The following is a 12,377-nucleotide window of genomic DNA, read 5'->3' as shown; positions in this document are numbered from 1 at the left end:
ATTCCCCTTTCAACTTCAATCCACTGCGTCGTAAAATTCGACCAGCTTCTAGGTCGTAAACTAATTATATATATCCTGTTTCGTGAACACGGCATAGGAAACAATGATTGCAGCAAGGCCTGTTAACGAAAGATTAATTAAAGAAAATGATAGATCCATCCCTGGAACTGGTGGTTTTTGACCAGATAAAAACACAATTGTATTTAAGTTTATCATAAAAAAGTATTTAGCGCTTTCCCAAGAAGCTGCCATATTTGCTAAAATCGTACCTGCGATAAGCGTAGATACCATGACCCCCATGCCTGCTGCGGTGCTTCGTATCAGAATAGACACCATCAGCGCTAAGCAACCAACGACCATGCTGGAAAACCATGCAAGCCCCATGGACATCCAAAGAAACTGCCATTGCTCTACAACATATGCTCCGTTCGTATCAATGCTACTTCCTACTTGCTGGAATCCCATGAACACTGGAGCGTCAAATCCACCGTAACCGAATATGGCTCCGGAAATAAGATAGGCCATAATGACCAGTGAAAATACGGTCAGCGAAACGTAGAACGTAAGGGCAATAAACTTACTCGTCAGCACCTTCCAACGCTTTACGGGTCGCGTCACTAAAATCTTGATCGTCCCTTGCTGGAACTCCGACGAAACTAAGTCAGAAACAATGACTAATACTAACAGCGGTAGCAACAATCCTATGGAGTTCTCCAAGAAAACTCGGGTAAACGTGACTCCATTTGGAGATCGTGGATCTACGTTGTTATCAATATGATACTGCAATCGCTCTACTTCGATCTTATAATACGTCTTCCACTCCTCTAACATACGAGGACTGTTGATGCGGTTGGTATAATCCTGCACTTGTTCTTGTGCACTTAATTTCCAATCGGTTGTACCCATTTGCTCTTGAATATTCGTAGCCAGTTTGTACTGCGCATAGGTAAATATAGGTATCATGACGAGTAATAAAAGAAGCACAACAAAAAATCTTTTTTTCTTCCATATTTTCATGACTTCATTGCGAACGAGTGGTAATATATTATTCAATTTGCTCACCTTCCGTTAAATGAAGAAACATATCTTCCAGAGTTGGGTCTTTCGTATGTATCCCGTAGACAGCTATGCCTGCTTCCATTAATTTTTTATTCACATCAGGAACACGATCGACGTCCATATGAACGGCAATAGGCTCTAATCCATTGACTACAGATTCCATATCTTCTGTAAAGAGCGGTAAGATTTCTACTTCGTCCATCTGCTGTAGTGCCTCTTTGCCTTTTTCTAATGGCGATACCGTCAACAAAATACGATTTTTCGTTTGTGAGAGCAATTCATCCACCGCACCTACGGCTAACGTCTCCCCTTTTTGAATGATAGCAACTCGATCACACATCATTTGTATTTCACTTAATAGATGACTGGATACAAATATAGATAGTCCTTCATCTGCCAATTTTCGTATAAAAGCACGCAAGTCTTTTATACCCTGCGGATCTAGCCCATTTGTAGGCTCATCTAAAATTAATAATTTCGGTTTTCCTAGTAGCGCTTGTGCTATCCCTAGGCGTTGACGCATACCGAGTGAATATGTTTTCACTTTGTCATGTATTCTTTTATCCATCCCTACGATATTAACCACTTCTGCTATTCTATCCGAGGTAATGTTGTGAAGCATAGCCGCAAAGTGTTCTAAGTTTTCCCACCCCGTTAAGTATGGGTACATTTCTGGGTTCTCTACGATACTTCCAACGTACTTCAGTGCTTCTTCTCGTTGTTTACGCACACTTTTACCACAGATGCTTATTTCCCCTTCACTCGGCTGAATAAGCCCTACTAACATGCGAATCGTTGTCGTTTTTCCAGAACCGTTGGGACCGAGAAATCCGAATATTTCACCCTCTCCTACAGTAAAAGAAATATCATTTATAATCGGTTTGCCCTTTATGTTCTTCTTGACATGTTTAACGGTTAAAATATGGTTTGTTCCCACTATGTCATGTCCCCTTTATCTTATAGCTTGCATAATTCGTTCTGCAATACGCTCATGTCCTAAAAAACTTGGATGATAGTTATCAAATGCAAAAAATTCATCACCATGGAATAAATTATCTGGCCTTACGACTAAAATGTTGTCAAATGTTGTAGCTAGCTTAAACACATCGGAATTCCAGCTATCAATTTCAATACTAATTTGTTTGTCCATATCTATTTCCACGAATGGATTATATAAACCAGTGTAAACAATTTGAGCCTCACTATTATATTCTCTTATGAGAGTAAAGATGGATTGCAAATTATTCAACACTTCTGCTCTTCTACCACTTACAACTTCCAAGTTGACTTCTTCTGAAGTCGGAAGTAAATCGTTGGCACCAATGGTCATTAAAATCATATCTGCTTTTTTCACTTCGTCTTTAATGCCTTCTTTTTCATTTAAATCGGACAATACATCAACAGTGGTATACCCATCGATAGCAAAGTTAGCAAAGACAACTTGCTCTATGTCTTCCTCTTCTTTTAAAGCATCTCTAACGATGCTTGCATATCCGCCATTACCAGACTCATCACCAAATCCATTCGTAATCGAGTCTCCAATTGCGATAAGACGGATCGTTCCTGGTTCTACTATTTCTTCTTCTGGCTCTGTGACAACGACCCCTCCGGATGGTGGGAATAAAACAGAGCTAGCAGCATAACCGAATCCTACGATTAACAATACAACCGTAACCACGGATGTGATGAACAATAAGCGCCATATCCCATTTTTTTGATGCAAGGCTATTCCCTCTTTTCTATGCTTTGGCTAAGCTTTGATTTTATTTAATTGCTGTTTTGCTTCTTCTAATGTCGTGACAGACATGTTTTGCTGGAATGTCTGTTGTATCCCTATGACATAATGATGAATAGAGTTTGCACCATCTGTTTTCCATTTGTCTAATTGCTTGTTCATTTCCTCTTCATAAAAAGAAGAAAACATCGTTTGATGCTGCGAAACATGGTGTTGAACCGCTACTTCCCATTCGTTAGCTAACACGTCTTCCAGCTTTTTCTTTCCTTCTTGTTCGAAAAAGTACTTTCCGTTTTTGAAGTATTTCATTAACTGTTGTACCGATAAGGATGGAGGTTCCACATGTTGTTTCACTTCTGGAGTGGGCCAAGCCGTCAGCTCATTTTGTGAAAAAGTATAACCTGTTAGTTTCTCTTTCGTTTCATCTTCCCACTGTTCCAATTTTTGCGTTAACAGTGGCTTGCAAAAGCGTTCAATCCTTAGGCTCGTTGCTAGCAGCTCCTGTGAAACAAAATGAGAAACATCGTGAACTAATTCGTTCCAACATTGTAACATACTTTGTGTCATCTGCTTACCCTCTCTAGACAAAGAAGAAGGGTGGAATGCAGCATTGAATTGGTCGTGAAACTGAAACTTCACTCTCTGTTTTACATAGTAAAGTAATTCTTGCATCTCATTTTCTATTTGCTTTCGTTGTGCCTCAAAAGAGATACCATGCAGCTTTTCCTTCTGCACCTCAGCAACTTCTTGCAGGTGCTGCATACGCGCTTCTCGTTCTACTTCTCCTTGTTCTAGTTCACTAATCCATCCGTCTATATGATGTATAGCGGAGCGTATATAGTTTTGCAAGGAAACGGTAGACATCTGCTTTCTTTCTTGTAATGAAAAAGCAGCCAAGTGCTGTTCTAATATTGGCATTCGTGACTGATAGTAAAGTTGATCGTCCCCTTCACGCTTAGCGCGTAACGCCTGCATACTAGATATAGGAAAAATGTGTGGTTGTACAATCTGAAATGTGGACAAATTATTTTTCACATGGTCTATGACCAATTGCACTTCTTCTTGTGAGGAAGCTAGGTCGATCGCATTGATGACAAAAAACATTTTATCTAATGCGAAATGATCTTTCACTCTTCCTAATTGTTGTAGGAAGGCGCGATCTGCTCTAGAGAAAGCATGATTATAATACGTAATAAAAATGATAGCATCCGCATTTTTAATATAGTTAAAAGCAACATCCGTATGGCGAGCATTGATGGAGTCTGCACCAGGTGTATCCACTAGGACAATGCCCATCCTTGTCGCAGGACAGTCCAAATACCATTCTATATGCGCTACGAACGCAGCATCTTCTTCCTCTGCTGCAAACTGATGAAAGACTGCTTTATCCCCTTGCAACGTTTCACCTAGTTGATGTTGGTGGTCGTTCCATCCCTTACCTACAGCTTGTAAAAATGCAAAATGCCCTCTTCCTTTTGCACTAATTTCTTTTGCATCTAACTGCTCAATGACATTTAAACACTCTGTAATCGAAGTTACGGTGTATCCAAGAGATGCTAATGCATACATCATATCTTGGAGCAGCACATCTTCACTCTTCATTTTTATTCTAGCCGTTTCATGGGGACATTCAAACGTTGGCGGCATGATTTTAATGGTGGATGCCGTCATGGGATGTGGAGACACAGGCAATACGTCCAAACCTATCCATGCATTGGCAAACGATGATTTACCCGCACTAAAAGCACCAAATAAGGCGATGGTAAACTGATTATTGCGAAATTGTTTTGCTTTTTCTGTCATTATGGTTCGTAATGGTGCTAAAGCTGAAAAAGGTTCAATGATTTGTGCAGCTGCTTCTAATTTACTAGCTGATTCTGTTAGTTCAGCTTTCCATTCCATTTCTGGATGAATAGATTCCTGCTTGATGGAAGCATGCAGCTGTTCTTTCTGTTCATCATGATCACTAGCAGTCTGATGGTGCTTTTCAGTCTGTTCTGCGCTCATTTGCTCTATGTTGTCATCACTTCCAAGAAGGTTCTGATGATTGTGATGATTGTGATGATCGTGATGATCGTGATGATCGTTATCATGATGCATCAAGTGTTCCCACATATGCTGCATGACTGCTACATCGCTTACACTAGGTACAAGCGAACGTAAAGATTGTATATGTTGCGCTTGTTCTTGTTCTATATGACGAATGTTAGCTATGATATCCATTTCAGTTTGACTCTGCGCTATCTCCAGCGCTACCTGTTGTGCTTCTTCTGTCGCTTGGCGTTTCTTTTCCTTGGTTACAAGAGCAAGTTGTTCATTCACATATGTTCTGTACATTTTCTTCATTTGTTCTGAACAATGTTGCGCATAATTCATACTATACTGATTAGACCACACTGCACCTGGCTGCTGTTGCTCTATAAACCAAGCTGGATCTAATGGCAGCGTAAATTCAGATTGAAAGATGCTGTACAGATGTTTTTCAATTTGTATTTGAACATGATCTACCATATGCTGATGCAGCATCTGTAATCTTGCTTTCTTTTCTTTCTCGGTTTTTGCAGCAGAAAATATAAGTCCCATTTTAAAGTTTGACTGTTGACTTTCTAAAAAACGATGCATCAACTCCCTGGTCTGTGCAGGAATAATGTTGGCATTTTTTATAACGTCCATGGCCTTATTTTTCAATTCCATGAGCGACTGATCTTCTTGTTCCATTATCCTTTGTTTTTGCTGCTGCAAAGTATCCCATCTTGCTTCTATTTCTTCGACACTGCCTGATAAGGGACTAACCATTGCTTCACGCTGCTTTGCAAACTGCTGCATTCTCTTTTCCCCGTGTTCAGAAATAATCTTGTCCACGGAAACTTGACTGTTATGTTGAATGAGCACATTTTTTTGTTGTTGCAGTGTATGCACTAACTGCATGAATGCTTTCCACTGACTTCGTTCGTGCTGCGGATATTTACTGGATAAAAAAATGTTGCCGTAGGAAACGACACCCCAGTTGGCATACGCTTCCTCTATTTGCTGCGCAAAATCTTGCATGGAAAGTTCTTCTGATACGTGCTTATCGATCTGGTTAATGATAAAAAATACGATTTTCCCGTCATCTAAGAGCCGCTTTGCAAAAGAAAAGTTTTGTTCTGACAGTACATGATTATAGTCCATCACGAAGAAAATGACATCTGCTACGTGCAACGCTGACTCTGTGGCTAGTTGATGCCTTTCATCCGTAGAATCTACACCAGGAGTATCGAGTAATACAGTATGTTCATCTAACCCCGCCAGTGGATATTGAATAGTAATAGAAGAAATATCACCATCTAAGCAATGCTCATCTAATTGCTGCACATCCACTTGCTTAACCACATCTGTATCTACATAAGTCATACTTGCTTGTGCAGTTTGACCACTGCGAATGGAAACTACATTAGCACTTGTTGGGATTGGACTAGAAGGTAGTAATGGTTTGCCACAAAGTTGATTTATTAAGCTGGACTTTCCAGCGGAAAAATGACCACAAAAAGCAATATACAGTTCTTTCTGCTCCCACTTTTCTATTAATTGGTTTACTTTTGCAGCATGTTCATCATCTTCAGCAAGCTTCATTTTAATTGCAATGGCATGCAAGTTATCCTTCAAGTTGTCATTGCTATCTTGATGTTGGTGCTCATTCTGTTTTTTACTTTGTTCCAACAATATTTCGCTCATTTACTTTCTCTCCCATGACGTAGATAGCTCTTACACTCTTTTCTTACCTTCCCTGCATATATCGAGTAATGGACATGCTGTACATTGCGGGTTTTGCGCTTTGCAATGATATCTACCAAAAAAAATAAGTCGATGATGCGTGAGTGTCCATTCCTCTTTTGGAACTTTTTTCATTAACTTTTTTTCTACTTCTAATACAGAATCTTTCCAGTTGCAGATAGCTAATCTTTTGCTCACTCGTTCGACATGTGTATCTACGGCAATCGCAGGTACGCCAAAGGCATTGGATACAACGACATTGGCTGTCTTACGACCTACCCCTGGTAATTCTACTAATTGTTCATGCTGCTCTGGAACTTGTCCATCATATTTATCAAGTAAGAGTTGACATAGCTTTTGAATATTTTTTGCTTTATTACGATATAAACCTAAACTCTTAATATCCTGCTCCAGCTCACCTAAAGGAACGGCTAAGTAATCTTCTGGCTTTTTGTATTTTTGAAAAAGAGAAGCCGTCACTTTATTTACTTTTTCATCTGTACACTGGGCAGATAGCAATACGGCAATCGTTAGTTCAAACGGATTTTGATGATTCAATTCACAATGCGCATCAGGAAACATTTCAGCAAATGTGTCTAAAACGCGTCTTATTTGCACTAAAGTAAGCATGACGTCTCCCTTCATGGTTCATTTCCCTATCATCGCTGTTGCATGATCTGATTTCCTCATGGAATGCACCTTAATAGGTTGATATATAAGATGAAGAAATAATAAGATACAAGTTTGCACCTCAGTAGCCAGGTCCAAAGGTTGTGATATAGAGATTTCTCCATCTTATGCATAGTGGTAATAAGTTGGTTTAACAAGTTAATTCAACTTATATAGTATGTTTTTGTATCCGTCATATACGTCAACAGTTTATATGAATTCAGTAAGCAAATCAAGCAAAAAAAACCATTTTGTTCGTATAAAAAGCGAACAAAATGGTTTCCTAGTAAATGAAGCATGCAGGTGTGGGAAGTTAGTCCTGTACAATTTCAACGACTTCTCCATTTGTTACGTAGATTTCAATTTTATCCCCTTCATCTAGATCACTTAATTTAATCGTATTTCCATCATCATCTTTTACAGTGAGAAGAGAAGAGATGCTAAAAATATATTTTTCATTTTGCAAATTTTTTCGTTTTACATATAGCTTGTCGTTGGACAATTTCCAGAACGTTTTATCCATCGGTTCAATTTCTTGAATCAAGACAAGGTCTGCTGCTGTTAATACTTCCACTCGATCTTGCACGTCAATGTCTACATCATATACGTTTTTAATCGTATAGTTTTGACCGTTGTAATCTTCTAATGAGAACGTATCTAAGTTTTGGTTCATATCTGTTACTCTACCAGATTTAGATTCATTCAAGTACACTTCTTTTAATGATTTTCCAACGTATACGCCGATTAATGTATCTCCTTCATCTAAGTCTGCTAATGTAATTAAATCACCTTTTTGGTTGAAGATAAGGAAAGATGAATTCACTTTTACTTTCTTGTCTTTTCCATTTGCATCTTCAAGTTTTAATTCGTTGTAAGATGTATTAATGTCTGTAATCTCATACCACATTAATGATTTGATGTATACTTTAGACACTTTCTCTTGCTGAGAATCTAACGTAATACGTACAGGAGCTCCTACTTTCAAGTTGTTTTTATTTCCTGTTGAAGCATCGCTGCGATATACAGAGATGTTAGACCCCATGTCAAATACTCTTTCTGTGTCATCTTTACTCTTAATGGTGATCGTATTTTTCGTTAGATTTACTTCCGTAATCAATCCATCATAATCGTTATTCACCGTGATGGAGAAAATTTTATCACCAGACACCATCACATCGACTTTAAGCCCTTCTTTCAACTCATTTTCGTCAAGGGCATCGACGATGTTCAATACTTCATCATCAACATATACTGGTGTGTTTTCATCATAATAATACAATTCATTACTTTCTTTAAAAAACATTCTCATCGTATCACTAGAGATAAAATCTATCGTTTGCAGTTGTCTAAATTCCAAGCTGCGGTTTGGTACTTCAATTTTAGTTACTTTGGAGTATTGATCTAGCTCAATACGTAATAAATCATTACTAGATAAATCTTCTACTGTCGCATAATCTTGACTACCTAAAATGACTGCTACATCTTTACTTACGTAGTAAACTTGTGGCTGATCATTGATACGAATGTTTAAGATGTTAGAATTGAGACTACTATCATATGAAAAGCTAATGAAAAATCCTTCTTTCACTTCTCTTATCGGCTCATTCGGTTCTGTAATCGAAATTTTCTCCAATACATCGGATTCTACAATGTATTCTACTTCATCTTTCAATCCTAACTGTGCACTTGTTAACTCTTTATCTCCATACACAACTTTCATATCATCCGCAACTTCATATGTTTCTATTTCATTGTTTTCTTTATCATGAATGGAAATTTCGTCATCTTCTATTTTTACGATCGTACCTTTTGATTTTTTACTCACAGGTGCTTGAACGAGGACAATTTGTTTAATTTTCCCATCGTCACTTTGCGGATCATAGTTCAGTTTTACTTGACTCTTCGTAATTAAATCACTGAAGTTTAATCCTTTCCCATCGTTGTCTACAAATGTAGTGGAAGACATGAAAGTATAGTCGTTCAATTTACCGTCTTGGTCTAACGTAATCGTTTTATCATCATAGTCCACATCATAAAGGATACCTTCATGCACTTGGTACTTACTTTTATTTAAGATTTCAACATAGTAAGCTGTGTTACTGTGTGCAATAACGGCCACTTCATAAAAAGATTCAATCTCATCTTGTGTTACTTTTTTGTTATTATAAAAATAGTTTGTCGTTACGTTTAAGTCAAACTCTTGCACATCCCCTTCACTGTCGATCACAGAAATGCTATCTTCGGTGATACTATTGACTCTTCCTGTTATATGCAAGTCTCCTAAATCTACATAATCATCTGCTTGACTTAAAAGCGTAGCCATTTGTGCTCTTGTTACGTTATTTTTGGGAGCCAGCTTTCCACTGTTCATTCCTCTAATTAATTCTAAGTTTACTGCAGCATTCATATAAGACTCTGCCCAATCACTAACTTCAGAACGGTCGGTAAAAGTTCCTAATTTGTCTTCCATGTTATCGATCTCATCTTCTTTATCGATAACGCGGATTAAAATTTTCGACGCCCATTCTCTGGATGCTGACTTTGTTCCGAACTTTTCATCGTCTTCTAGTATCATTTTCTCTTCTTCTAGATCAAGTAATCCTATTTCTGTTGCAAAAAACACTTCGTCTTTTGCATAGTCATCTACTTCCACATCCAATGTGAATCTTTTGTTGCTAAGTTCTTTACTAATATCATCATCAGAGTACCCCATGTAACGAAGCGCCATGATAATAACATCTTGTTGTCTCACTTTATCTTCTGGTCTAAATTTCCCATTGCTATCACCAGAAATGACACCGAGTGCTGCTAGTTTGTAAATATGCATAATCGCCCAATGTTCATTTTTAACATCTGGGAACTTCGTCTTTATACTTGCTGCTTGTGCAGATGTTCCAAAGGAAGCAAATGCAGATAAAATTAAAGATAGTGTAAGTAATACGGATAAACTCTTTCTTTTCAAAAAAATCATCCCTTTCTATATGGTTGACAAGCTAATTATACTTCCATTTCAAAATATGTTTTTATTGCATCGACAATGGCTTCAGCTACTCTTACTTGAAACTGTTCGTTTAACATTGCGGCTTCATCTCCAGGATTGGTTAGAAAACCTATTTCCAACAGTACGCCTGGCATCTGTGCCACTCTAATCACTTTAAAGTTGGTTTTCTTCACGCCACGATCTACAAATCCTGTTGTTTCTATTAATTCTTCATGTACGATACTTGCAAATTCTAAACTTTCATCTTGCCAATAATATGTTTCTGTACCATTAATCGACTCTTTATCATGTGCATTACCATGAATAGAGATAAACAAATCAGCATTTACTTCGTTGGCCAAATTTCCTCTATCATATAACTCAACGAACGTATCGTCCTGTCGCGTCATATAGACCGTAACATCCTCTTCTTGTCTCAGTAAATCTTCCACTTTCGTCGTTACACTGAGTACAAAATCTTTCTCATGGCCACCGCTGTGCCCTCTTGCCCCAGGATCATGATCCCCATGTCCAGCATCCAGTACAATTTTAAAATGATATTCCGACATCGTCATCATCACATCACGTTGCACCGCATTAGCATCGATCTCGTAATCTATTTTTTCATATAAATCTAGTATAATCCTAGCGGTACTATCTAGTTGCTCAAAACGTACAGATTGAACCCAATCATTGTTTACACTCATCGTAGCATTGTTTTTCAAGTCGCTTGAAAGCTCCGTATTTGGTAAATCAATGTGCATTCGCTGTGGGTCTTTCCATCTCGTTATTTCTGGTTCCACATAATAGCTAGTATCCCAGTATACTTCATCTCCACTTACTTCGATGTTTAGTAGTTTACTGGTTGCTGGTTGAACTGGATTTTTCTCTTTTAAGAAAACATAAGTGTTGTCGGACATATCATCATACACAACATCAAATCCTATATAACTTTCCCAATCCTTTACAGGTATGTATACTGTGCCTTGCTCTTCGAATGGTTTTGATGATGTGTTTACCTTCTCGTCGTTTACAGTGAATGTGTTATCATCCAAGTCGTATTCCAGCTCGACATCATCCATCTCGATCGTTACGACATCCCCAATTTTACTTGTAGTATCAAACGTTTCTATCGATGATAATGTTTCCAATGACATAAAAGGATCGCCTTTTTTTATCAACAATGGATGTTTCGGCGTTATTTCCTTCCCATTCACAACTAGTTTCTCTTCCGAACTAGCAGCAAGTAAGTGCGGTGTAAATGCAAATGTGCTTACTGCAATAATTAGACCACATGATAGTAATTTCTTTAACATAGCTCCCTCCCCCAATGGTGTATATTTTCTGTGTTATCTTATATACCTTTATATTAGACGTTTTTTTTCATAGAAAGTTGCGTAAATTTACCTTTCATTTATAACAATAGAGGGATTACAATGTGAATAAGCCTATAGGAAAGATTTCGCTTAGTGAAACGAAACATCGTATAGGCTCATTTGTGCATCCACATTCTTTTTCTGCTACGCCTAGCAGCTGAGGCGTAAACTTATATCTCATTATTTCTTCACTTTATATAGCAGGTTGCTGCTTTTCATATGCTGCTATTTTCTCTTCATATTTTAAAGTGAGTGCAATATCATCTAGCCCTTGCAATAAGTACTGTCTTCTATGTTCATCTAAGTCAAACTGAATCTGCAATCCTGCATTGTCTGAGATGATTTTTTGCTCTAAGTCAATGTGTAAGGCGTATCCGTCTTGCTTGGCTGTTGCTTGGAACAATGTTTCTACTTCTTCCTCACTTAATACAATAGGTAGAATACCGTTTTTAAAGCAGTTATTATAGAAAATATCAGCAAAAGATGGTGCAATCACGACTTTGAAACCATAATCCAATATCGCCCAAGGTGCGTGTTCTCTCGATGATCCGCAGCCAAAATTCGCACGTGAAACTAGAATGGATGCCCCTTCATATTTATTTTGATTCAAAGAAAAATCTTCTTTCACTTTCCCGTCCAGCGTGAACCGCCATTCGTAAAATAAATATTGACCAAATCCCGTTCTTTCAATTCGCTTCAAAAATTGCTTTGGTATAATCGCATCCGTATCTACATTTACCCGATCAACAGGTGCTACTAAACCTTTATGTTGTTTAAAAGCTTCCATTCCCCATCTCTCCTTCTC

Annotated in this window: 8 protein-coding genes; all 8 read right to left on the bottom strand. The window is 38.0% G+C overall.

Going from position 1 to position 12,377, the window contains the following annotated elements; translation table 11 throughout:
* Nucleotides 1–60: 60 nt before the first annotated feature.
* Nucleotides 61–1,053: an ABC transporter permease gene (locus D1Z92_RS08985; protein WP_128895333.1), complete on the bottom strand. Its 993-nt coding sequence runs from the start codon at nucleotides 1,051–1,053 to the stop codon at nucleotides 61–63.
* The gene (locus tag D1Z92_RS08980) at nucleotides 1,046–1,996 is read right to left on the bottom strand and encodes an ABC transporter ATP-binding protein (RefSeq protein WP_240666631.1); all 951 of its coding nucleotides are present in this window, start codon (nucleotides 1,994–1,996) and stop codon (nucleotides 1,046–1,048) included. Before D1Z92_RS08980 ends, D1Z92_RS08985 begins: the two co-directional genes overlap by 8 nt.
* 15 nt (nucleotides 1,997–2,011) lie before the next feature.
* Nucleotides 2,012–2,782: a GDSL-type esterase/lipase family protein gene (locus D1Z92_RS08975; protein ID WP_164931527.1), complete on the bottom strand. Its 771-nt coding sequence runs from the start codon at nucleotides 2,780–2,782 to the stop codon at nucleotides 2,012–2,014.
* A 27-nt stretch (nucleotides 2,783–2,809) separates the two neighbouring features.
* Nucleotides 2,810–6,508: a dynamin family protein gene (locus D1Z92_RS08970; RefSeq protein WP_128895330.1), complete on the bottom strand. Its 3,699-nt coding sequence runs from the start codon at nucleotides 6,506–6,508 to the stop codon at nucleotides 2,810–2,812.
* 30 nt (nucleotides 6,509–6,538) lie between these two features.
* Nucleotides 6,539–7,177 (bottom strand): endonuclease III, encoded by a 639-nt coding sequence (gene nth, locus D1Z92_RS08965; RefSeq protein WP_128895329.1) that lies wholly within the window; start codon nucleotides 7,175–7,177, stop codon nucleotides 6,539–6,541.
* A gap of 352 nt (nucleotides 7,178–7,529) precedes the next feature.
* The gene (locus D1Z92_RS08960; RefSeq protein ID WP_164931526.1) at nucleotides 7,530–10,178 is read right to left on the bottom strand and encodes an S-layer homology domain-containing protein; all 2,649 of its coding nucleotides are present in this window, start codon (nucleotides 10,176–10,178) and stop codon (nucleotides 7,530–7,532) included.
* A 35-nt stretch (nucleotides 10,179–10,213) separates the two neighbouring features.
* Nucleotides 10,214–11,512 carry an N-acetylmuramoyl-L-alanine amidase gene (locus D1Z92_RS08955; protein ID WP_128895327.1) on the bottom strand — a complete coding sequence of 433 codons (1,299 nt, stop codon included), beginning with the start codon at nucleotides 11,510–11,512 and terminating at the stop codon, nucleotides 10,214–10,216.
* Between the two features lie 253 nt (nucleotides 11,513–11,765).
* Nucleotides 11,766–12,359, bottom strand: a complete 594-nt coding sequence (gene leuD, locus D1Z92_RS08950; protein WP_128895326.1) for a 3-isopropylmalate dehydratase small subunit — start codon at nucleotides 12,357–12,359, stop codon at nucleotides 11,766–11,768.
* Nucleotides 12,360–12,377 lie beyond the last annotated feature (18 nt).

This window comes from Longirhabdus pacifica, assembly GCF_004115085.1.
In the GTDB taxonomy this organism is placed as follows: domain Bacteria; phylum Bacillota; class Bacilli; order Paenibacillales; family DSM-105158; genus Longirhabdus; species Longirhabdus pacifica.
This window is presented reverse-complemented; position numbering and strand designations above follow the sequence as displayed.

What these genes read in the sequence shown, in the direction of transcription:
- leuD (WP_128895326.1), bottom strand. Translation starts at nt 12,359, where the DNA reads ATGGAAGCTTTTAAACAACATAAAGGTTTAGTAGCACCTGTTGATCGG.
- nth (WP_128895329.1), bottom strand. Translation starts at nt 7,177, where the DNA reads ATGCTTACTTTAGTGCAAATAAGACGCGTTTTAGACACATTTGCTGAA.
- D1Z92_RS08970 (WP_128895330.1), bottom strand. Translation starts at nt 6,508, where the DNA reads ATGAGCGAAATATTGTTGGAACAAAGTAAAAAACAGAATGAGCACCAA.
- D1Z92_RS08955 (WP_128895327.1), bottom strand. Translation starts at nt 11,512, where the DNA reads ATGTTAAAGAAATTACTATCATGTGGTCTAATTATTGCAGTAAGCACA.